The following is a 22,688-nucleotide window of genomic DNA, read 5'->3' as shown; positions in this document are numbered from 1 at the left end:
TAAAAAAAATAATTAAAACCAATGATTATAGTTAAATTTTGCTTTTACAAAGCTAATTTTTTATAAAATCGCGCCATGGAAAATTTAATCGCATTACAAAAAAATTTAAAATTTGTCGGAATCATCGCCAAAACAGAGGCGGGAATTTTGCCTATTATGGAGGAAATTTCTAAAATTTTGCGCTTGGGGGGCATTGAAATTTTATGCGAAAAAACCTGCGCGCAGTATTTTGGCAAAACTGGATTTAGCATAGATGAGATTTTATCTCGCACCAAAGTTTTAATCAGCCTTGGAGGGGACGGCACGCTAATTGGCGTAGCTAGGAGCGTGCTAAAAAAAGGCGCATATATAATAGGTGTAAATGCTGGCACGCTTGGCTTTCTAACAGACATTAAAAATAGCGAATTTAACGCATTTTGGCGTGAATTTATGGCTGGGAAATTTAGGCTAGATAAACTGCCTGTTTTAAGCGTAAGCTTGGAGCGCAAAAACGGCGAGAAGCTCGAAATCAGCGCATTTAACGATATGGTTATCACGCGCTCTCATATCTCGTCAATGGCGAAAATCGACGCGTTTTTGGACGATACGCACTTTAACACATACTATGGAGACGGCGTCATAATCAGCTCGCCAGCAGGCTCGACAGCGTATAATATGAGCGCAAATGGCGCGATAATCTACCCGCTTTGCGAAGTTTTCGCTATAACGCCGATTTGCTCACACAGCCTGACCCAACGCCCGCTAATTTTGCCAAAAAGATACAAACTAGGCTTCAAAAATAGCGGAAATTCCGAGCTTTGCGTAGTCATCGACGGGCAAAATTTTTACAATATGGACGAATTCAAAAGCGTGGAAGTAAAAATTTCAAAACACAAATCCCAAATAATCCGCGCTAGCTCATACGATTATTTCGCGGTTTTGAAGGAAAAATTGCGCTGGGGACATACTGGATGTTAGAGAGAGTGTATATCAAAAATCACCTTAGCTTCAACGAAATCGAGCTAAATTTCGCCCCAGGGCTAAGCGTATTTACCGGTGTGAGCGGTGCTGGAAAATCTGTGCTAATGAACGCTATTTTGGCTGTGTTTGGGCTAAGAGAGGCGGAAGCAAAGATCATCGAAGCCGACATTAGCCACGAATTTGGACTTGATGAGTTTGGCATAGGAAACGAAACGCCGAATAATTTCCGCATTTTGCGGGATAAATCCGTGCGGTATTTCATAAACTCGCAACTAATTTCAAAGAAAAATTTGACCAAAATAGCGGGCGAATATGTGAAGTTTTTGGGCGCAAAAAATGCCGATGAGATAAACTCTGCCTCGCTTTTGGAGTTGCTTGATTTTATGATTTGCAAAAACGATAGCGCTCATGGCGCAAATTTGGCGAATTTTAGGGCTAAATTTAGCGAATTTTTAAGAGTGCAAAAAGAGCTTAGAAAAATCGAAGAAGAAGAAAACAAAATCGAAGAACTTAAAGAATTTGCCAAATTTGAAATCGAAAAAATCGAGCAAATTTCGCCTAAAATCGGCGAATACGAAGAGCTTTTGGCAGTCAAAAAAAAGCTTAGCAAAAAGGATAAAATCGAAGAACTTTGGGCGAGAGCCGAAGGGATTTTCGAATTTGAGCGAAGCGTGATAGAAGCACTAAATCTAAGCGAAATGGATAGTGCGTTTTTCGAAGATAGCATGAACGAACTGCGCATAAAAATGGAAAACTTAAACCTAGACGAACTAGGTGAAATCGATATCGAGGCAGTATTAAACAGACTAGAAGCGCTTTCAGGCTTAAACAAACGCTACGGCGACATTGCCGGCGCGCTTGACACGCTTGAAAGGCGCAAAATAGAGCTTGCGCACTACGAGCAAATCAGCTTCGAAAAAAGAGATTTGACCGCGAAATTTGGCGCGCTAAATTTGGAAATTTCAAATTTAGCTACTCTTATCAGCGCAAAACGAAAAGCAAGTAAAAATGTGCTAGAAAGCCTAATAAATCGCTATTTGGGCGATTTGTATATGCCTAGCGTGAGGCTGGAATTTTTAGAGCAGAGCTTGGAAGCAAACGGCAGCGACGAAGTGCGCGTAATGCTAAATAATACCGAATTTAAAAATTTAAGCTCGGGCGAGACAAACCGCCTGCGCCTCGCCTTCATCGGGGCAAATTTGGAGATTACAAACCAAGGAAGCGGGATTTTAATCCTTGATGAGATTGATTCAAATTTGAGCGGAAAAGAGGCGATGAGTATCGCAACCGTGCTAGAAAAAATCTCGAAATTTTACCAAATTTTCGCTATCTCGCACCAGCCACAACTCAGCTCCAAAGCTCACTCGCACTTTTTAATCACCAAAAATGGCGAAATTTCGAGCGTAAAACTGCTAAATGAGAGCGAAAAAATCACAGAACTAGCCAGAATGATTAGCGGAGAGACGATAAGCAAGGAAGCATTAGAATTCGCCAAAAAGCTCAAAAATTAGCTAAATTTAAGCCAAAAATGAAACTAGTTTGGTATATTTAATCTTTGTTTAATTTTAATTTGGCTATTTTGGCGTAAAATGTTTTGTTTATAAATTTTTAAGTGAGTTTTATGATTATTGATACACATTGCCATTTAGATGATAGTAGCTATTTTAGCGACCTTGACGCCGTAGTTCAAAGAGCAAGCGAGCACGATGTCGGCACTATCGTCATCCCTGGTGCTAGCATGTCGGATTTAGCGCGCGCTAGGGAGATTTCTCACACTTATGCAAATGTATTCTTCGCCGTGGGCGTGCATCCTTATGAAATAGATGAATTTGACATTAATACGCTAAAAGAGTTCGCAAACGACTCAAAATGCGTGGGTGTAGGCGAGTGCGGTTTGGATTATTATCGCTTAAATGGTCTTAGCGACGAGCAAAAATCTAGCGAAAAAGCACGCCAAAAAGAGATTTTTTTGGCACAAATTGAGCTTGCCAAAGAACTAAATTTACCACTAATCGTGCATATTAGAGATGCAAACGAAGATGCTTATCAAATTTTAAAAACTCACGCAAATGGGCTAAACGGCGGTGTTTTGCACTGCTACAATGCAAGCCCACTACTCGCAAATTTAAGCGAATTTGGATTTTATTTTGGAATCGGCGGTGTTTTGACATTTAAAAACGCAAAAAATTTAGTCGAAATTTTACCAAAACTTCCACTTGATAAAATCGTCGTCGAAACAGACGCGCCATATCTTACCCCGCACCCTCACAGAGGCGAGCGCAACGAGCCAGCCTTCACAAGCCTTGTCGTGGATAAGATAGCCGAAATTTTAGATAAAGATGTAGAATTGATTAAAAGTATCACTACGCAAAATGCTTACAGACTTTTTGCAAATCAAATTAAAGGAGATTAATGAGAGTCATTAAAATCATTTTTTTGATGCTAATTTTCGCAGGTTTTGCGCACGCTAGCCAGTCAAAAATTTCACGAGTAAATCACGACTACATTATGAACGAATTTGGCATAGAAAACAACCTTTCAAGCCAAAAAGTCGTCGCTGACATTTACCGCTCTATCGATTCTTCGGATAAAAAATTATTCAAAGACATCATCACTTCACAAGCTCACAATGCCTTTTTGGTAAAAACTGAAATCGAAAGCATTGAAGCGCCTGAGTTTTTGCTCTACCTTGCTATGGTAGAATCTCACCTCAAAAACACTGTTACTTCGCACGCCAAAGCAGGCGGTATGTGGCAACTCATGCCTACAACTGCCAAAAATTTCGGCCTGCGTATAGATACGCATGTAGATGAGCGCAGAGATCCCGCAGCCTCGACGGACGCTGCGTTTTCATATATTTTGCATTTAAGACAAAATTTTGGCAAATGGTACACTGCCCTCATGGCGTATAATTGTGGCGAAGGCTGTATGAACAGAGCCATAAAAGCGGCTGGAAACGATGATTTAGGCACCCTACTTTCTAGCAATGCAGTGCCAAAAGAGACCAAAAATTTCATCAAACGCATTATCAAATTCGCCTACATCGCCCAAAGCGATAGTATGCAAAAGGTGCTAAGATTCGAAAACGAGCCGTGGGCGTTAAAACGCATCGCCGTAGCCCCAGGCACGAAGCTAAGCGCGATCGCCAAACAAATCGGCATTTCGCAAACCCAAATGAATAGCTACAATGCACACATTACAAACGGCGTATCACCTAGCAACGGCAAGTATTTTTTCTATATCCCAGAGAGCAAATATACAGAATTTGTCCTAAGCAGAGGCGATTTTCAGGCGTATGAACCAAACCTTATCAAAAATCGTCCAAGGCTAAGTTTTGCGAAATTTAAGCCTCAGCACGAGCATATAATCAAGGTCGAACAGATCGAAAAAACCACTCCGACATTTGCCTCTAAAACTGATGAAAAAATCCGCACAGTCGCAATGGCGTTTGATTTCAAATTTTAAATTCGGAGTAAATTTTGCATTTTAAAAAATCAATAATTTTTAGCGCGCTTGTCGCGCTAATCTTTGCTGGGTGTTTCTCATCACACAGAAATTATCCGTCATCTAGTCCTAGTTCGGGCTCAAAAGCCCCTAAAATCGGCAAAAACTCGCCTGCAACCATGCGCCCTTACAAGATAAATGGCAAAACCTACTACCCCGAGCAGGTCAGTATCGGCGATACACAAAGTGGCATTGCTAGCTGGTATGGACCTGGCTTTAACGGCAAAAAAACGAGCAATGGCGAGATTTACGATATGAACGCCATGACCGCCGCACACAAAACCTACCCGATGAACACCATGGTCAAGGTCACCAACCGCGACACTGGCGCAAGCGCTACCGTGCGCATAAACGACCGCGGGCCGTTTGTGAGCGGGCGCGTAATCGATCTTAGCAAAAGCGCAGCCAATAAAGTCGGCGTCTTCGCCAAAGGCACGGCTCCTGTGAAGCTCGAAGTCGTGGGATTTTATGGTCAAACTATCAAAAAAGGCGCGCCAAATGCGACGATTGTGGGCGGAAATTTTATGGTGCAAATCGGAGCGTTTAGAAACCAATCTGGCGCAGCACGCTTCACGCGAGAAAACGACGCTCTGCACGGATATCCTAGCGTAATGCGCGAGTTCGACCTAGACGGCGCGCCGATTTATAGGGTATTTTTAAGCGGATTCAAAAGCGAGAGCGAGGCGCGCGATTTCATCGCCAGTGGCTCACTTCAAAACGCATTCTTCGTGCGTGAGTAAAATTTATGGCTAAATTTAGGCGAAATTTCGCCTAAATTTGGTTAAATTTATCCAAAATTTTGATTTCATTTTTTCACACGCTAACGCAATTTTTAAACACTACCTCGAAAACAATCTATAAATTTAAAATTTCAGCGCAGTGTTTTGGCAAAATTTCATAAATTTTAAATTCTGCGAATTTAGCTAAATTTGCGCTTCAAATTTTTAGTGAATTTTTTATCCGCGCACAGATAGACGCCGTATCCTAGGAAAATGCAAATCGCCATTACCACAGCCAGCGAAAATGGGTGATTTGCGCCAGCAGCTCCCACGATCGCAGCGATTAGCCCAGCTACCGCCATTTGCACCGCGCCTAGCACAGCCGAGGCAGAGCCTGATTTGCCCTTGAAGCGCGCCATGGCAAGCACCACGGCATTTGGGATTATGAGACCTTTCATACCCAGCGTGAAAAAAAGGCAAACCTCAAACGCCCAAAATCCAAGCCCCAAAAGCCCGCACCCAAGCAAACACAAAGCCCCCACAATCATCGCTAAAAAGGCAAATTGCACAATCACAAAAGGCGAGATTTTTTGCACGATTTTGGCATTTATCGCCGAAAAAATCGTCATTGACAGCGCATTTACGCCAAAAATCAGCCCAAATTCCTTGCTACTTAGCCCAAAATGCTCCTTAAAAACAAACGCAGAGCCCGTGATATAGGCAAACATCGCCGCCATTGTAAGCGCAGATGAAAGCGTAAAAATGAAAAATTTGCGATTTTGCAAAATTCTAGCGTAGTTTATAAAAACGGGCTTGAAGCCCAATTTTAGGCTCTTGTCGATAATCGCGCTCTCCCTAAGCCCTAAAAATATCATACAAAATAAAATTATTCCAAGCACAAAAAGCGTGCCAAATATCACTCTCCACCCGCCAAAATCTAGTATAAACGCCCCAAATGTGGGCGCTAGCATAGGCGCTATGGAGCCTACTATCATCATCAGCGCCAAAACTGACGCGCCCTGGGCGGTGTCAAATTTATCATTTATCACAGCGCGCGCAATCACCACGCCAGCGCACCCGCCAAGAGCTTGAACAAATCTAAAAAATATAAAAGCATAGATATTTTGGGTATTAGCACATAAAATACTCGCCACGATAAATAGCGCAACGCCCGCTAGCAGGGGCTTTCTGCGACCATAAATGTCGCTAAGTGGTCCATAAATCAGCTGTCCTAGCGAAAATGCCACAAAAAACGCGCTGATTGAGAGCTGAGTGTAAAATTCGCTCGTCTCAAAGCTGGTTTGGACATTTTTGAGCGCTGGCAGATACATATCCGTCGAAAGTGGCGCCACAGCCGACATATAGGCCAAAACTATGATTAAATATGGTTTTGCGATTTTGGGCGAATTTAAAAATTCGCCGATTTTTTCAAACATCAAATTCCTTAAATTTTAAAATTTAGCTAAATTTTACCCCTAAATATCCACAGGGTTTTCGTCGTTTTCGCTCGCATTTTCATCGCCAAAAAGCTCTTCGCCTTGACTTTGATTTTGCGTATATGCGCCCTGTTTTAGGACATTTGCCATATTTGTGTCAGGGATCGCGAAGCTTTCGATATCTACGCTTTGGCTTGGCACATCTACACTTTGCATAATCTCATCTGCACCAGTTTCGATAAATTCCCCGCTTTCGCTTTCTTGCGCAAAATTTGGCGCACTATCTCCCACGCCCTGAGGCGCAAAATTTGGCGCAAATTCGGGCGCAGTATTTGGCGCACCTGCCCCATTTTCTAGCGAAATTTCGCCCACCATTGGCATTGCTTCGGCAAAATCTGGCGTCATATCAGGCGTCATTTCAAACTCGCTACTCTCCATTGGCGCACCGCCGAAGCTCACCAAATCCACAAAACGCGTATAAGGCCCCTGAAATGCGACCTCTATCGTGCGTCCTGCTTCGCCTGAGCGGTTTTTACCGATGATGATTTCAGCCTTTTCTTCTAGCTCATTTCGCTTAAATTCCTCAATCTCGCTCGGATCTTTTCCAGCCATTTCGAGGGCGGCTCTTTTCTCGCGATACGCCCTTTCTTTATAGACCTCATCACGATAAACAAAAAGTATAATATCCGCGTCCTGCTCGATCGCCCCACTCTCGCGCAAATCCGCCATTTGCGGGCGTTTATCAGATCTAAGCTCCACGCCACGATTGAGCTGAGAAAGCGCGATAATCGGTATATTTAGCTCGCGCGCAAGTAGCTTTAATCCACGCGAAATTTCGGCGATTTGCAAATGCCTCTCGCTAAAATTACTAGTGCTTGTCATCAAACCTATATAATCCACCACGCAAAGCTCGATATTTTCGTGCGCGGCTTTGAGTTTGCGCATTTGGGTGCGCACTTGTTGGATATTGACATGACCGCTATCATACACAAAAAGTGGCAAATCCATCATACGCTCACACTCGGCATTAAACCTGCTCCAATCATCATCGCTTAGCGTCGCACTTAAAATCGAATTTAGTGGCACAGAGCTTCCAATACTTAGCATTCTATACATAATCTGCACAGCTGGCATTTCCAGCGAGAAAAACACCACGCCCTTTCCCTTTTCGAGCGTTTTTAGCATGGAGTTTAGCACAAAGGCTGTCTTTCCCATACCTGGGCGCGCAGCAATGATGATAAGCTCGCCTGGTTTGTAGCCTTTGGTGAATTTATTAAGGTATGTAAAGCCCGTGTCAAGCCCCACTAGCTCGGAGCCTGCTTGCTCTTTTTGTTTGCGTAGCTCGCTGACGACTTCGGTGATGATTTCGGGGCTCGTTTTGACCCCGCCGTGTTTTTCCTCGTCGATTAGTTTGTAGATTTCTGCGCTGATTTTATCGGCAGCTTCTTTGGCTTTTTGGGTTTCATTTACGATAGTAGGCGTCCTGTGCGCGATAGAATTTAGCCCGCGTTTGATAGATTTTTCTTTTAGCTCGTTTGCGTATTTTCGCGCGTCGATTAGTCCGCTCGTGGCTAAAATTTCAGCGAAAATTTGCTCATTATACCTGCCTTCTAGCCATTTTTTGATAAAACTAGGCGCGATAGGCTCATCATGCGCCACGCACTTCGTGATAGCCTCATAAACATCGGCATGTGGCTTGAAATAAAAGTCCCCCACGCCAATCATATCGCCGATTTCGCTGTATGCCTCGTCGTCTTGTATGAGCGCGCTTAAAATCGCTCTTTCCATATCCAAATCATATAAATTTGCAGCTACTTCCATAAATTTGCCTTGATTACATTTGATTAAATTTCATTAAATTTGCCAAAATTTAGCGCTCTTCATGGCGCTTCACTTCGTCCTCTACTTCGCTTAAAAATCTCTCCACAAGCTCGCTCTCTTTTAGCTTTGCGACGATTTCGCCGTGGCGAATCACTAGCCCGTTTCCCTTGCCAAAGGCGATAGCGACATCTGCGCCTTTGGCTTCGCCAAGTGCATTTACCACGCAGCCCATGACAGAGATGTTTAAAGGTGCTTTTATGTGTTTTGTTCGCTCTTCTACGATTTTAATCGCACTTACTAAATCGCTTTGCAAACGCCCACAAGTAGGACATGAGATGATATTTATGCCGCTTTTTTGCACTCCGGCGTCTTGGAGTATGGCTTTGGCGACCTTGATTTCTTCTTCGAGTTCGCCAGTAATGCTTACTCTCATCGTATCGCCGATACCTTCTAATAAAAGCGTTCCAAGTGCGATTGCGCTTTTTATCGTCGCGTGGAAGGTCGTCCCAGCTTCGGTAACGCCTAAGTGAAACGGATACTCGCAAAGCGGACGAAGTGTGCGATACGCTTCGACCGTGCGGGGCACATCGGAGCTTTTAAGCGAAATCGCAATGTCAGTAAAATCGAAGTCTTCGAGCAATTTGAAATTATAAAGCGCACTCTCTATCATACCTTGCGGGGTTCTACCAAATTTGGCTTCAAACTGTTCTTCGAGTGAGCCGGAATTTACCCCTATGCGAATCGGCAAATTTCGCTCTTTGCACGCGGTAACGACTGCTTTTATGCGCTCTTTTCCGCCGATATTGCCCGGATTTATGCGAATCGCATCGACGAAAGGGGCGACTTCCAACGCCAAGCGATAGTTAAAATGAATATCCGCAACTATCGGCAAAGGCGAGTTTTTCTTTATCTCTGCCAAAGCTTTTGCGTCGTCATGATCCAGCACAGCACATCGCACCAAATCAGCCCCCGCAAAATAAAGGCGATTTATCTGCGCAAGAGTGTCATTTATATCTTTTGTCTTTGAAAATGTCATCGACTGCACCGAAATCGGCGCGTCCCCACCGATAGCGACACTTCCTACTTTTATCTGCTTTGTTTTGTATCTCATTGTAAATTTGCCTTGAATTTTAAAATTTAGCGTGCAAGATTGTATCAAAATGTGCTTTAAATTTTGCAAATTTATAAAATCTCTCATTGCAGAGTAAGTATTATCGCACCCAAAATTTGCAAAAAACAAAATGAAATTTTATTTCACCCAAATTTGCCAAATTTAAAACAAAACCCAACTTTAATATGATAAAATGCAAGTGTTTTTTTAATTTTTTTATAAGGATTGCTTATGAACGCATTTTTTGTTTTAGGCGACGATGTGCGCGATGTCACAGCCAAATTTGACGGCGCTGTGGCGCTAAATATCGTCCCAGATGTGGCGAGCGAGAGCGAAATCATATCGCTTTTAGAAAAAGGCGAGATTGCACAAATCTCAAAAATGGCAATAGCCAAATTTGACGCAGTCTCAAAAAACGCAAAATGCGTAATCGTCTATGGCGCAAAAGGCTTCGATGAGGTGCTAAATTTCGGCCTTAGCAAGGATTTGGCTCTGCCTGTGGTGGGACTATATACGAGCGAGAGCAAGGCGAAAATCGCCGAGAATTTCGCCAAAAAATGTGGCGCACAAGTTTTGCGCTTCACCACAAAAGATGTCTGCGCTGATTGCCTAGGCGAGGCGCTAAAAGGCGCAAAATGCGAAATTCTAACCCCAGTGAGATTTGAGAGCACACTTTATGCCAAAGCAGCGTCAAACAAAAAATCAGTCGTCCTACCTGAGGCCGATGATGAGAGGATTTTGCGCGCTAGCGAAATTTTGCTAAAAAGTGGCGCGGTAAATTTAGTCTTGCTTGGCGATGAAGCGCAAATCAAAGAAAAAGCTGGAAATTTAGGGCTAAATTTAGACGGCGTCAAAATCATAAACCCAGCAAACAACGAATTCTCTGATGAGTTTGCAAACACCCTTTACGAGCTTCGCAAAGCCAAAGGCATGGAGCTAGAAAAAGCGCAAAAATTAGTCAAAGACCGCACATTTTTCGGCACAATGTTAGTGTATAGTGGCAAGGCCGACGCTATGGTCAGTGGCGCTAGCACGACCACAGCCGAGACTATCCGCCCAGCACTACAAACAATCAAAACAATGCCGGGCGTTAGCACTGTTAGTGGCTCATTTATCATGTGCCTAGATAGCCAAATTGTGATTTTCGCAGACTGCGCCGTCGTGCCAAACCCTGATGCAAACGCCCTTGCAAGTATCGCGATTAGCTCGGCAAATACTGCGCGCGCATTTGGACTAGAACCTCGCGTAGCCATGCTAAGCTACTCTACCAAGGGAAGTGGCTCAGGCCCAAGCGTAGAAATCGTAGAAGAAGCCACCAAGCTAGTCGGCGAGCTTGCCCCTGATTTAGCAGTCGATGGACCTTTGCAATTCGACGCAGCGTTTGATCCTACAACCGCAAGCAAAAAGGCCCCAGGCTCAGCGGTAGCTGGCAAGGCAAATGTCTTTGTTTTCCCTGATTTAAATGCAGGAAATATCGGCTACAAGGCAGTTCAACGCACATCTGGCGCAGTAGCAATCGGCCCAATCTTGCAAGGTCTTAAAAAGCCAGTTAATGATTTAAGCAGGGGTTGCAAGGTCGAAGATATCGTAAATACAGTGCTTATTAGCGCAATTCAAGCAGGAGTAAATTAATGGAAATTTTAGTCATAAACTCAGGTAGCAGTTCAATCAAATTTAAATTCCAAGATATGGATAATAAAACTTGCCTTGCAAGTGGCGTCATCGAAGAGATTGGCTCAGAGCATTCAAAAGCCAAAATTGAGGCAGGCGAATTTGAAAAAGAGGTCAAAGAGCCGATTAAATCTCACGAAGAGGGCATTGAGATAATGTATCGCTTGCTAAAAGAAAGTGGCACGCTAAAAGACATCAACGATATCGAGGGTATCGGACACAGAATCGTCCAAGGCGCTGATTATTTCGACAAAGCAGCCTTCGTAGATAGCGATGTGCTAGCCAAAATCGAAGAGCTTTGCCCGCTTGCTCCACTTCATAACCCAGCAGCAGTTGCTGGAATCAAATCATGTATGAGCGCGTCAAAAACCCCAAATGTGGCTGTTTTTGACACTACATTTCACCAAAGCATGCCGCGCGAAGCATATATGTATGCGCTTCCGTATGAATTCTACGAGAAAAACAAAGTCCGCAGATACGGCGCACACGGCACTTCTCACTGGTATGTATCACGCACAGCGGCTGAATTTTTAGGCGTGGATTATGATAAATTTAACTGCATTACGCTTCACCTTGGAAATGGTTCTAGTATCACCGCTATCAAAAATGGCAAATGCGTCGATACTTCAATGGGTATGACTCCACTCGAAGGCCTTATGATGGGCACTAGGTGTGGTTCGATAGATCCTGCGATTATCGCGTATATGGAGAGAGTAGCAGGTCATGGCGCACAAGAAATGGACGCGATAATGAACAAAAAAAGCGGACTTTTGGGGATTTGTGGCACTAGCGATTTGCGCAAAGTCGAGGAAATGATGGAAGCAGGCGACGAAAAGGCAAAACTCGCCTATGATATGCTAGTCTATCAAATCGTCAAACTCGTAGGCGCATACTACGCAGTGCTTGGCAAAATCGACGCTATCGTCTTTACTGGGGGTATCGGAGAGAACGCAAATATCTTGCGCGAGAGAGTTTGCGAGAAGCTAGCGCATTTTGGTATCGCAATCGACAAAGCTGAAAACAATATCCGCAGGAAAATCAATCGCGATCTAAGCGCGAGCGAGGCAAAAATCAAAACTCTAATTATCCCTACAAACGAAGAGTTAGCGATCGCCGAGCAAGTAGTCGAGGTGCTAAAAGCTAAAAATTTAGCCTAAATTCCGTAAATTTTAGGCGAGAAATCGCCTAAAATTTGCCTATTTTTCAAAATTTACGCTACAATACGCGCTTAAATTTTAAAATTTCACTTCCACACAAAATTTAAAATTTCACCGAATTTAAGGGTTTAAAATGAGTAAAATTTATTTTATCAGCGATTTGCATTTCGGACACGAAAACATTATGAAATACAGCCCAAAATACCGAAATTTTAAGAGCGTGGCCGAAATGGACGAGTATCTAATCGCCCTGTGGAACGACACTGTGAGCGATGATGACATCGTCTATAATCTAGGCGATCTCTCATTTCACAAAGACAGCGCCAAAACAGCGCGGATTTTAGAGCGGCTAAACGGCTCTCATAGGCTGATTTTGGGCAATCACGACAAACAAATCATCGCAAACGCCGATTTGCAGGGATATTTCGACGAAATTTGCGATTATAAATATTTCAAAGCCCCAGGCGTGAAAAAGGGTCTCGTGCTATTTCACTACCCGATTTTGGAGTGGAACGGCGCGCATTATGGCTCGGTGCATTTATACGGCCATGTGCATGACAAAACCCCACCGCTAAAAGGGCGCGCGATTAATGTTTGCTATGATTATAACGGCAGATTTTTGGAATTTAAAGAAATTTTAAAAATGGCTGAGAAGCTGGATTTTAGCGGGTTTATACATAATACTAGCGATGATGATAACGAAGAGTAATGGGATTTTTAGCGTAGGTTTGGGTTTTTGGCATGGTTTGAAATACTGTGCCGAAATTTGACAAATTTTAAATTTGCGCGAATTTTCTAAATTCGGCGCAGAATTTAACTTCGCTCAAAATTCAAAGCTTCTTAAAATAAAACGCATCATCTTTTTGATAATACAAAAATCACCGTATTCGCCGTCAATATAAATTTTGCAATTCTCAAATTCGTTTAAATCCATAGCGCACCTACTCAATCACAAGTTGCATTAGATACAAATCTTCGCCGTCGGTTACTTTTAAATTTCTACTCTCGCATTTTGGGCAGATGAAGTTGTTTTGCTCCAAAACGCCGTTGTATCCGCACTTTTCGCACTCTATAACGACATCTTGGATATGGATTTTTAGCTCGGCATTTTCGCAGACCGTGCCCTGCCTAAACACATCGTAGCAGCTTTGCAAATAATGCGCCTCTACGCCACTAAGCCTGCCTACTTTGACTACGATTTCTTTGATTTCTCCGCCACCGTTTGCATTTAAATTTTTCTCGCAAAGCTCTACTAAACTCTGCACTATCGACATTTCGTGCATATTATCTCCATTTATAAAATTTTGTCATTAAATTTCTTTTTCAAAAAAACTTTTTTGCATTTTATTTATATCTTTTCCGATTTTGTAAATAAAATACTTTCTTATTTCATTATATTCCCATTGTGTCGGAATATAAATTTTAAGCATTTTATTATTTTTAGTCCTTATCTCCAATGTATCGTAAAATCTCAAAAAACCTAAACCATTTAAATATATTTGAAATAAAATTGTAGGTAAAAAAATCACAATGGCAATTATGCTAATGGCAAATAAAAAATATAAAAAACTACTTGGGTCTATAATAAAATTTGCAATGTAAATCATAGATAAAAAACCTATACACAAATATAATACAAATTTATTTATTTTTATTTTTTCTTTATCAATATCATAAGGTGAAATTGCATAAGTAACTTTTTCTATTTCTTTAATATCGTTTAAATTTAACTCTTGTATTGGGAGATATTTATTTTTTGCGTGGGTAATTTTTGAATTTTCAAAATAATAATGGCTATTTTTACGCTCTGAATATCCGTCAAAAATAAATTTAAATATTGGAAAATATAAAATTAGTAAAAATATTTCTTTTTGAAGCCTTATTAAACCAAACAATAAACCTATAAGACTAATAGAAACAAATAATACAACCGAAAAAATATTTACAGAAATCCCATAATCTTTCATAACAATCGGATTTTCATCATAATTTCTCAAATTTGATTTTTTGACATTTGGTTTATTTTCTAAATTTTCGTTTTCCAAATTTATCCTTTTGTTTTTGCTGTTCGGTCAGTATCGTTTGATACTGAATTTTAAATTTCAGCAAATTCTAGGCAAAAGCTCACCCTTTGGAAGCTCCAAAAATCGCCCTGAGCCATACGCATTTTGGATTATCACCCTATTTTGCGATTTTGCCGTGCCTGTTACTTCGCCGATGATTTCGGCATTTTTATCAAATTTACGCAACACTTCCAAAGCTTTTGCTTCATCGCCGTTAGCAACGACTGCGACAAAAGTGCCTTCGTTTGCCAGTTCGTAAGGCTCAAAACCTAGCAACTCGCACACGCCCACGACTTCATCGCTCAGCGCGATTTTTTCTTCGAAAACCAAAATTTCATTGCCCGAAATCTCGGCAAATTCGTTTAGCACTGCACTCAAACCACCACGCGTAGCATCTCTCATAGCACTTATTTTCACGCCACTTTTTAACAGCTCCCCTACTACGCCATTTAGCGGTTTGCAGTCGCTTTTAAGCTCACTTTCAAGCGAAAGCTCATCTCTGGCGGCCAAAATCACAGCCCCGTGTCTGCCGACATCGCCACTAAGCAAGATTTTATCGCCGATTTTGATATTTTTTGCTTCGATATTTTGGGCGATGATTTGCCCTATTCCGCTTGTATTTATGAAAATCTTGTCGCATTTGCCGTGCGGGACGACCTTGGTATCGCCACAGACGATTTTTACGCCACACTGCTTGGCAGTATCGGCAATGGAAGCTAAAATTCGCTCAAATTCAGCAAATTCCAGCCCTTCTTCGATGATGAAGCCCACACTGATAAAGAGCGGTTTAGCTCCAACCATACAAAGATCGTTTATAGTGCCACAAACTGCGATTTTACCGATGTCGCCACCGCTAAAAAATATCGGCGTAACGACATACGAATCAGTCGTAAAAGCTAACTCACCACCGAAATTTGGCAAAATCGCGCTGTCGTTGCACTCACGCAAAATTTCATTATCAAACGCCCTAAAAATCGTATCATTGATGAGTTTATTCATCTCTTCGCCACCACCACCGTGGCTTAAAAGTATCGTTTTTTTCAAAATTTATCCTTATTTTGTAAAATTTTACGCAAAATTTTATGAATTTCGTGCGTATTTGAAATACGCAGCACATGCGCCCTCAGAACTTACCATGCACGAGCCTATCGGGTTTTGCGGGGTGCAGACCTTGCCAAAAACCTTGCAATCATAAGGTTTTGCCTTGCCACGCAGTATCTCGCCACAAATACACGCCCTATTTTCGCCCTTACTTTCTAAATTTTGCAAAATTTCAGCGAATTTTACTCTCGCGTCAAATTCGGCGAATTCGGCTTTTAGCTTCATACCGCTTTTTTGGATTTCGCCTAGCCCTCGCCACGAAAAATCGCAAATTTCAAAATACTTATCTATCAAATTTAACGCAGTTTTGTTGCCATCAGCCTTAACTACGCGGTCGTATTCGTTATAGACTTCATGCGTGCCATTTTCAAACTGAGTTACCAAATTTAGCACACCAGCCATAATGTCAAGTGGCTCAAATCCGCTCACGGCGATTGGTTTTTTGTATTTTGTGGCGATATTTTCGTAAATTTTGCTTCCTGTGATGACGCTGACATGGCTAGGTCCTAAAAATGCGTCGATTTTGGCTTCTTTATCTTGCAAAATGGCTTCTACTGGGGCTGGGACGGTTACATGATTTATGTGAAAAAATAGATTTTTTAGCCCCAAATTTATCGCCTTATCCACCAAAACCGCACTCATCGGCGTGGTCGTCTCAAAGCCAATCGCAAAGAAAATGACATTTTTATCCGGGTTTTCTAAGGCGATTTTTAGGGCATCGAGCGGACTATAAAGTGCGCGTATATCGGCTCCACCCGCACGCAGTTTTTGTAGGCTCGTGGTGCTTCCGGGGACTCTTAGCATATCAGCCAAAGTGCAAAAAATCACGCCGTCAAGCGACGCAAGAGCGATTGCTTCGTCAATGCGAGCTCGTGGCATTACGCACACAGGACAGCCCGGACCATGCACGAAATTTATATTCTCGCCTACTAAATTTGGCAGCCCAAATTTCATAATGCTGTGCGTATGACCGCCACAAATTTCCATTATATTTATAGGTGTTTTACTAGCTTTTTTAATCGCTTCTGAAAGCCCTAAAATCAGCTTTTTATCTCTAAAATCTTTTATCAAATCCATTTTTACTTCTTTGTAAGTTTATAACTTTCTTCGATTAAATCGTATGTCGTCGCCTCGTCGCAAACGCCCAAAATTACGCTAATCCAATGCTTTTTGTTCATGTGATACGCTTCTATGATACTCTTGCCGTCGCGCAAAATTTCGCCCAAATTCGGCTCGATTTTCAAATTTAAAATATCAAGCGTTTTTTCGCTCATAAACGCGCCGGGTTCGACGCCCAGAGTTTTTACGCTCACGCCCTTCATCAGCACGGCAAACCATTTTTTGTTTTTTTCGTGGCGAAAAACGCAAAAGCCCGGCGCACTTTTCCACAAATACTCAGGCTTTGCGCGATACCTGCGCCAGATTTCTTGGATTAGTGCTTCTGCTTCCACCGCGCGCCTTATTTTAAAATTTTCGCTTTCGCTGTCATCTCGTAAATTTTAAATTCATAAATTTTAGTATGACTTAACGCACCCAAAGCCGCTGTCTCGAAAGCGTCCATAAATTTCGCGCAATATTTAGCGCTAAGAATTCGCAAAGCCTCTAATTTGGCGTTTTTGTCTGTGATTTCATAGGCTTTTGTTTTTGCGACCACGCTTTTGTATTCGGTCGTAAAAACCCTATTTCCAAGCTCTTTTGAATTATCTTTTATCGCTTCAAATTCGGCGTCGTTTAAATTTGGTACAGCGTTGAAACTGACGCAAACTATGCTCACATCGCGTCCGCCAGTGAAAAGTTCAGCTTTGCTTCCTTTTGTCGCACCGTGAATAAAAATGCTGTCATTTTCACGCACGATTGAAAGCGGGATTGAAAAAATTTCTCCATTATCCCTCACGCATGAAAACACGGCATATTCGGCATTATCGATTATTTCGTAAGCTTCGGATACGCTTAAAGCTCTATCGATTCTACGCAAAATTTAGCCTTTGAAATTCGCTAGCCCCATATCGCCCTCATCTGCCGAAATTTCGCCACTATTCATCTCTTCGGCGATTTGTTCGTAAATTTTCAAGCTCTCTAAGGCGACATCCGTGTCGATTTTTTCCATCGCAAAGCCCACATGAATGAGCACGAAATCCCCCACGCTAACTGGCTCGGAGATCAGATCTAAGCTCACGCCACGCCTAACGCCGAGCGTTTCGACGGTCGCGAAATTGTTTTCATCAATTGAAATCACTTTTGACGGGATTGAAAGGCACATTATTTGAATTCCTTTTTAAATTCCAAAAATTTTAGCCATTTTTCCACGCCCTCGCCAGTTTTACTATCTAGGGCGATTACAGCGGCTTTTGGATTTAGTTTTCGCACCTCTTTAACCACCTCTTCGACGCTAAAATCAAAATGCTCGATTAGCGAGTGTTTGGTTACCACGACCAAATCCGCCGCGCGAAACATTACAGGGTATTTTGCTACTTTATCGCTTCCTTCGGTTACGCTTAGAAGCACGACATTTGCGTGCGCGCCGACATCGTAGCTTGCAGGGCAGACGAGATTTCCGACATTTTCTATGAAAACCAAATCAAGCCCAGTGGTATCGAGGTGATGAAGCCCTTCATGCACCATAAAAGCGTCTAAATGACAGGCTTGTCCTGTGGTGATTTGATGAGCGCGCGCGCCTGCTTGCAATACGCGATCGGCGTCGCGGTTGGTTTCTAAATCGCCCTCGATTACGCCGATTTTAAATTTACCGCTTTTGATAGTGGCTTCTAGTAGCGTTGTTTTGCCACTTCCTGGGCTACTCATCAAATTTACGCATAAAATCCCGTCTTCGTCGAAATGCTCTCTGATATGCGCCGCTTCGGCATCGTTAGCTGAGAGAATTTTCGTGATTACTTCAACGGTTTTTTTATCATTTAGCACAGGGTGTGCGTGGTCGCCGTGAATTTCGCCGTGCTCGTGCTCGTGCGCCTCTCCATGAGAGTGAGCATGAGCGTGATTATGCTCGTGAGTGTGCGTAACACCGTCAGAGTGCGTGTGGCTGTGAGTGTGTCCTGCGATAGAACATCCGCAATCTTTACACATTTTTTATCCTTTAATTTGAGATTAAATATACAAGAAAAATTAAAACCAAAGCCCACACCACCGACCAAATAACAAATTTTTTCCAAAATTTATTGCTACTTTGCTCATGGGTTGCGACTTTGTTTTGTGAGTTTTCGTAAAAATCTTTTGCCTTCATATCCGCGCTACTTAAAACAGCGCGCCTGACATCGACAAATTCGCCATTATAGCGCATTGCCCCGTCTGGTTCGATCCTGTAAGAATCTATTTTTTTAACGCTCCATAAAACTTTATTGGTTGCGCTTTGCATTTTGATTAGGGCTAAAATTTGCCCCTCGCTATCAAGGGCGTAAAATTTTAAAATTTTATCGTATGTAGCCTTGTCGATTTGCCCCAAATCCGCTAAATAATCTAATTTTTCTTTAATACTTTTTTGGTGAAAAGTATGTAAAAACATAAAAATTCCTAATCGTAAAATAACTTACGATTTTACCTAAATTTAATTATTTAACGCTGAAATTTAGCCTTTAATGTAATCGCTGGCGTTGTATGCCTTGCCCGCGTCGAAATCCCGCAGTAAGCGCACTACAATGCCACTTAAAAGCAAAATCGCAATCAGGTTTGGAATCACCATAAGGCCGTTGAAAAGATCGGCTAGCTCCCAAACAAGGTCGATTTTAAGCAGTGAGCCCATAAAAACAAAGCCAATAACCAAAAGCTGTAAAAATTTCACCCCTTTTGGTCCAAGCAGATAGCGGATATTTATCTCAGCGAAATAATACCAGCCCATAATCGTGGTAAATGCGAAAAACAAAAGACAAATCGCCACGAAGCTATATCCAAGCTCCCTGCCCAAAAAATTCGACGAAAACGCCTCTTGCACGAGCGCAATCCCGCTAAATACAGCCTTGCCATCAGCCCCAAACTCCACCACGCCCGAGGTCAGTATCACAAAAACCGTGATATTTAGCACGATAAATGTATCGATAAAAACGCTCATAATGCCCAGCATTGCTTGATCGACTGGGTGAGTGACATTAGCAGCGGCGTGAGCGTGAGGGGTAGAGCCCATACCAGCTTCGTTGCTAAATAGTCCGCGCGCCACACCATATCTCATAGCCATAGCGATACTAGCCCCCGTCGCACCACCCCATGCAGCGCTTGGATCAAAAGCTGATTTGAAAATCAGCGAGATTGCACTAGGAAATTCAGAAATATTTGCGCAAATTATACTAAATCCTACCAAAATGTATAAAATCGCCATAAGCGGGACGACCTTTTCGGCTACGCGCGCGATCGCCCTGACACCGCCGATGAAGATTATCGCGCAAACCACAGCCAAAATTTCGCCGATATAGACCTTGTCGATATTAAAAGCCTTGCTAAATCCGTCTGAAATGGCGTTTGCTTGCACCATATTTCCCATGCAACCAAGCGCTAAGATTATCGCTATGGCAAAAACCACAGCCAAAATTTTGCCAAATTTCCCGCCAATACCGCGCGAAATATAAAACGCAGGTCCGCCGATAATATGACCACTTTTATCCTTTGAACGATAAATTTGAGCTAGACAAATTTCAGCAAAATTTGTCGCCATACCAAAAAACGCAGCCAACCACATCCAAAAAATCGCCCCAGGTCCGCCCATAATAAGCGCAGTCGAGGCCCCTACTAGATTGCCCGTGCCCACTTGTGCTGCAATCGCAGTCGAAATCGCCTGAAACGAGCTCATACCGTGTTTGCCCGCCTTTTTGCCATGGAGCGAAAAATCGCCCAAAAGTCTATTTCCAGCAAGCTTAAATTTTAAAATTTGAACGAATTTTAATCTGATTGTAAAATACACGCCAGTTCCGCAAAGAAGGGCTATGAGAAAGTATGGCCCCCAGATAAATGAGTTTATGTCGGTTACGATTTTGATAAAATTTTCCATTTTGTCCGCCTTAATCTGCCTCGAATTTGTTAAAAATCGATTATTTTACTTTTTTCGCGCTTAATAAAACTTAAAATTTTATAAATTTCAGTTTTAATTTATAATTGTAAGAATTTATGGCGCCAAATTTTGCTAAAATTCGCGCCGTTTTTAAAAAAATTTGAAATTCATCGAGGCTAAAATGAATCTAAAAAATGAAAATATCTCCAAACTCTCAAATTTCCCGATTATGTTTTTTGCCGTTACAATGGGGCTTGGCGGGCTTAGTATCGCTTATCGCGCCATTAGTGAGGCGTATGGTGCGCCACATTTTATATTTGAAATTTTGCGATTTTTCGCCCTTGGTGTGTTTGCGCTAATTTCGGCGTTTTACACGGCAAAAATCATCAAATTTCCACGCGCTGTGCAGTCAGAATTTACCCACCCAATCAAGCTAAGTTTTTTTGCCACATTTTCGATTAGCCTACTTTTACTAGCCATCGCATTTAACGATATTAGCGCGCTTCATAGCGCATTTTACGGCGTAGCGATGATATTTCATGCGTTTTTGACGCTTTATATCATTTCGTTTTGGATACAAAAAAACATGCTCATCACCCACTCCAATCCAGCGTGGTTTATCCCGATCGTAGGCAATCTCATCGTAGTAATCGCCGCGAGCGAAAAAGGCGAATATCTGTGGTATTTTTTTAGCATTGGGATTTTCTTTTGGATTGTGCTTTTTAGCATTGTTTTTTACCGCATTATTTTTCACGACCAGCTCGCACAAAAATTCGTCCCCACGCTTTTTATAATGATTGCGCCCCCGTCTGTGGCGTTTCTGGGCTATATCAACATCGGCGGCGAGTTTGATATGCTCGCTAAAATTTTGATAAATTTGGTGCTATTTTTCACACTTTTGATATTTTTCATGGCAAAAAGCTTTTTCGGGCTTAAATTTTTCCTATCATGGTGGGCTTTCACTTTCCCGACAGCGGCTGGGTGCATTACCTTTATGAAGGCGTATTTTTTAAGCGCGGAAGTATGGTTTGCGCGCCTTGGGCTTGGTATGTTTGCGCTTTTGTGTGTTTTGATTTGCATAGTTAGCTACCACACCATAAAAGGGCTAATTAACGGCGAAATCTGCGTGCAGGAGTGAAATTTAGCGCAAATTTCGCCAGATTTATTGTTTAAGAAAATTACTTGCAAAATGCACATTATCAACCTTAAAATTTAGTAAAAGTAAATTTATAAACTTACAAATTTTCTTAAAATCCACTTACAAATCCGCTATTTTTATTGACTTTTAAGAATTAATATTATATTATAACGCCAAATTTTCACAAGGAGCAACCTATGGCAGTAGATGTTATAAAAGTCGAGCAAATGGTCAAAGACGCTGAATTTTTAGAAAATATCAGAGGCAGAGAAAGTTATAGAAAAGCTCTAAAACTCTTAGGAATTGCTAAAAATTATAGCCTTTTGGATAGCGAGAAATGGGAAGCTCTCCATAATAGCGTGCAAACAATGGCTTCGCTCTTGGGCCTAGCAAGGGCAGAAATAGACGAGGTCTATACCCCTAAACAGCAGGTTTTAGCCGGCCACACTATGGAAATCATAGAGCTACTCAAAAAGGAAAAAACCCCGCTTCAAATCACAAAAATTTTGCAAGAACGAGGCGTGGAGGTGGCCTACTCTCAGGTCAGCCATTTCATATCAGAGACAAGGCTTAATCAATTTTCCGCACCATCAACTAGGGACAGGCTCGCCAAATACAAGGACGAAATCCAAGCCAAACTCGAAAACGGCGATAGCTACTACTCAATCGGTGGCGATTTGGCAGAGGCATACCCCGAGCTTAGCGAGCTTACATATTCGCAGATTAGCAACTTTATCAAAAGCGAATTTGGCGAAAAATACTTAGCCGAAATAAAGGCGAAATTCGCAGGTCCGACAAGCAAAGAGTTGCTAAGCCCATACAAAGATGAAATTCGCAAAATGCTAGCTAGCGGCGAGCAGCTCACGGATATCCGTGCCAAACTAAAAGAATTAAAGCCCGAGCTAGGGAATATTTCGTATTCTCAGCTTAACTACTTTATCGCAACGAAACTCTCACAAGGCTGAAAGCCTGCGATAAGGGCGTGAAATTTGGCGTGAAATTCTCGTAATGGCGCAT

Annotated in this window: 22 protein-coding genes and 1 pseudogene; 10 read left to right on the top strand and 13 right to left on the bottom strand. The window is 42.2% G+C overall.

From position 1 onward, the window contains the following. Nucleotides 1–75 precede the first annotated feature (75 nt). The 5 genes from OFO07_RS01505 (at nt 76) to OFO07_RS01485 (ending at nt 5,204) form a co-directional block, all read left to right on the top strand. Nucleotides 76–957: an NAD(+) kinase gene (locus OFO07_RS01505; RefSeq protein ID WP_270870684.1), complete on the top strand. Its 882-nt coding sequence runs from the start codon at nt 76–78 to the stop codon at nt 955–957. Further along, nucleotides 951–2,471: an AAA family ATPase gene (locus OFO07_RS01500; RefSeq protein WP_270870683.1), complete on the top strand. Its 1,521-nt coding sequence runs from the start codon at nt 951–953 to the stop codon at nt 2,469–2,471. Before OFO07_RS01505 ends, OFO07_RS01500 begins: the two co-directional genes overlap by 7 nt. Nucleotides 2,472–2,581: 110 nt before the next feature. Continuing rightward, nucleotides 2,582–3,373, top strand: a complete 792-nt coding sequence (locus OFO07_RS01495) for a TatD family hydrolase (RefSeq protein WP_270870682.1) — start codon at nt 2,582–2,584, stop codon at nt 3,371–3,373. After that, nucleotides 3,373–4,425: a lytic transglycosylase domain-containing protein gene (locus tag OFO07_RS01490; RefSeq protein WP_270870681.1), complete on the top strand. Its 1,053-nt coding sequence runs from the start codon at nt 3,373–3,375 to the stop codon at nt 4,423–4,425. The genes OFO07_RS01495 and OFO07_RS01490 overlap by 1 nt, the downstream gene beginning before the upstream one ends. 14 nt (nt 4,426–4,439) lie before the next feature. Beyond that, nucleotides 4,440–5,204, top strand: coding sequence for a septal ring lytic transglycosylase RlpA family protein (locus OFO07_RS01485; protein WP_270862473.1), 765 nt, complete (start codon nt 4,440–4,442; stop codon nt 5,202–5,204). 179 nt (nt 5,205–5,383) lie between these two features. Here OFO07_RS01485 and OFO07_RS01480 read toward each other — a convergent pair whose 3' ends face one another. From OFO07_RS01480 to ispG, 3 genes and pseudogenes are all read right to left on the bottom strand, one after another. Further along, entirely contained in the window at nt 5,384–6,619 is a 1,236-nt protein-coding gene (locus OFO07_RS01480) for a multidrug effflux MFS transporter (RefSeq protein WP_270870680.1), read from the bottom strand. 462 nt (nt 6,620–7,081) lie between these two features. Beyond that, nucleotides 7,082–8,440: pseudogene (locus OFO07_RS01475) on the bottom strand (replicative DNA helicase); the annotation flags it as partial. Between the two features lie 49 nt (nt 8,441–8,489). Next, nucleotides 8,490–9,551: a flavodoxin-dependent (E)-4-hydroxy-3-methylbut-2-enyl-diphosphate synthase gene (gene ispG, locus OFO07_RS01470; protein ID WP_270870847.1), complete on the bottom strand. Its 1,062-nt coding sequence runs from the start codon at nt 9,549–9,551 to the stop codon at nt 8,490–8,492. 231 nt (nt 9,552–9,782) lie between these two features. Between ispG and pta the strand changes: the two genes are divergently transcribed. From pta to OFO07_RS01455, 3 genes are all read left to right on the top strand, one after another. Next, a complete protein-coding gene (gene pta / locus OFO07_RS01465; RefSeq protein ID WP_270870678.1) occupies nt 9,783–11,183 on the top strand; it encodes a phosphate acetyltransferase in 1,401 nt (466 codons plus the stop codon). Beyond that, entirely contained in the window at nt 11,183–12,379 is a 1,197-nt protein-coding gene (locus OFO07_RS01460; RefSeq protein WP_270870677.1) for an acetate kinase, read from the top strand. Before pta ends, OFO07_RS01460 begins: the two co-directional genes overlap by 1 nt. 133 nt (nt 12,380–12,512) lie before the next feature. Next, nucleotides 12,513–13,088 carry a metallophosphoesterase gene (locus tag OFO07_RS01455; RefSeq protein ID WP_270870676.1) on the top strand — a complete coding sequence of 192 codons (576 nt, stop codon included), beginning with the start codon at nt 12,513–12,515 and terminating at the stop codon, nt 13,086–13,088. Between the two features lie 232 nt (nt 13,089–13,320). On the opposite strand, the gene hypA is transcribed toward OFO07_RS01455, so the two are convergent. The 10 genes from hypA to OFO07_RS01405 form a co-directional block, all read right to left on the bottom strand. After that, nucleotides 13,321–13,662 (bottom strand): hydrogenase maturation nickel metallochaperone HypA, encoded by a 342-nt coding sequence (gene hypA, locus OFO07_RS01450; RefSeq protein ID WP_270869442.1) that lies wholly within the window; start codon nt 13,660–13,662, stop codon nt 13,321–13,323. A 27-nt stretch (nt 13,663–13,689) separates the two neighbouring features. Further along, entirely contained in the window at nt 13,690–14,424 is a 735-nt protein-coding gene (locus tag OFO07_RS01445; RefSeq protein WP_270870675.1) for a hypothetical protein, read from the bottom strand. Nucleotides 14,425–14,481: 57 nt separating this feature from the next. After that, on the bottom strand, nt 14,482–15,486 hold the full coding sequence (hypE, locus tag OFO07_RS01440; protein ID WP_270870674.1) for a hydrogenase expression/formation protein HypE: 1,005 nt from the start codon (nt 15,484–15,486) through the stop codon (nt 14,482–14,484). A gap of 36 nt (nt 15,487–15,522) precedes the next feature. Further along, nucleotides 15,523–16,620: a hydrogenase formation protein HypD gene (gene hypD, locus OFO07_RS01435; RefSeq protein WP_270870673.1), complete on the bottom strand. Its 1,098-nt coding sequence runs from the start codon at nt 16,618–16,620 to the stop codon at nt 15,523–15,525. Between the two features lie 2 nt (nt 16,621–16,622). Continuing rightward, nucleotides 16,623–16,994 carry an MmcQ/YjbR family DNA-binding protein gene (locus OFO07_RS01430; RefSeq protein ID WP_270869436.1) on the bottom strand — a complete coding sequence of 124 codons (372 nt, stop codon included), beginning with the start codon at nt 16,992–16,994 and terminating at the stop codon, nt 16,623–16,625. An 8-nt stretch (nt 16,995–17,002) separates the two neighbouring features. Continuing rightward, a complete protein-coding gene (locus OFO07_RS01425) occupies nt 17,003–17,518 on the bottom strand; it encodes a pyridoxamine 5'-phosphate oxidase family protein (protein ID WP_270869435.1) in 516 nt (171 codons plus the stop codon). 3 nt (nt 17,519–17,521) lie between these two features. Continuing rightward, nucleotides 17,522–17,803, bottom strand: a complete 282-nt coding sequence (locus OFO07_RS01420; protein ID WP_270870672.1) for a HypC/HybG/HupF family hydrogenase formation chaperone — start codon at nt 17,801–17,803, stop codon at nt 17,522–17,524. Then, nucleotides 17,803–18,624, bottom strand: a complete 822-nt coding sequence (gene hypB, locus OFO07_RS01415; protein WP_270870671.1) for a hydrogenase nickel incorporation protein HypB — start codon at nt 18,622–18,624, stop codon at nt 17,803–17,805. Before hypB ends, OFO07_RS01420 begins: the two co-directional genes overlap by 1 nt. Before the next feature lie 10 nt (nt 18,625–18,634). Next, nucleotides 18,635–19,060, bottom strand: a complete 426-nt coding sequence (locus OFO07_RS01410; RefSeq protein ID WP_270870670.1) for a hypothetical protein — start codon at nt 19,058–19,060, stop codon at nt 18,635–18,637. Between the two features lie 63 nt (nt 19,061–19,123). Continuing rightward, nucleotides 19,124–20,533, bottom strand: a complete 1,410-nt coding sequence (locus OFO07_RS01405) for an alanine/glycine:cation symporter family protein (RefSeq protein ID WP_270870669.1) — start codon at nt 20,531–20,533, stop codon at nt 19,124–19,126. A 160-nt stretch (nt 20,534–20,693) separates the two neighbouring features. Here OFO07_RS01405 and OFO07_RS01400 point away from each other — a divergent pair, with 160 nt between their 5' ends. Both OFO07_RS01400 and OFO07_RS01395 read left to right on the top strand, forming a co-directional pair. Further along, on the top strand, nt 20,694–21,671 hold the full coding sequence (locus tag OFO07_RS01400; RefSeq protein WP_270870668.1) for an SLAC1 anion channel family protein: 978 nt from the start codon (nt 20,694–20,696) through the stop codon (nt 21,669–21,671). Between the two features lie 197 nt (nt 21,672–21,868). Then, the gene (locus tag OFO07_RS01395) at nt 21,869–22,636 is read left to right on the top strand and encodes a hypothetical protein (protein WP_270870667.1); all 768 of its coding nucleotides are present in this window, start codon (nt 21,869–21,871) and stop codon (nt 22,634–22,636) included. Nucleotides 22,637–22,688 lie beyond the last annotated feature (52 nt).

Origin of the sequence: Campylobacter sp. JMF_06 NA1 (genome assembly GCF_027737785.1) — a bacterium.
Classification (GTDB): domain Bacteria; phylum Campylobacterota; class Campylobacteria; order Campylobacterales; family Campylobacteraceae; genus Campylobacter_B.
This window is presented reverse-complemented; position numbering and strand designations above follow the sequence as displayed.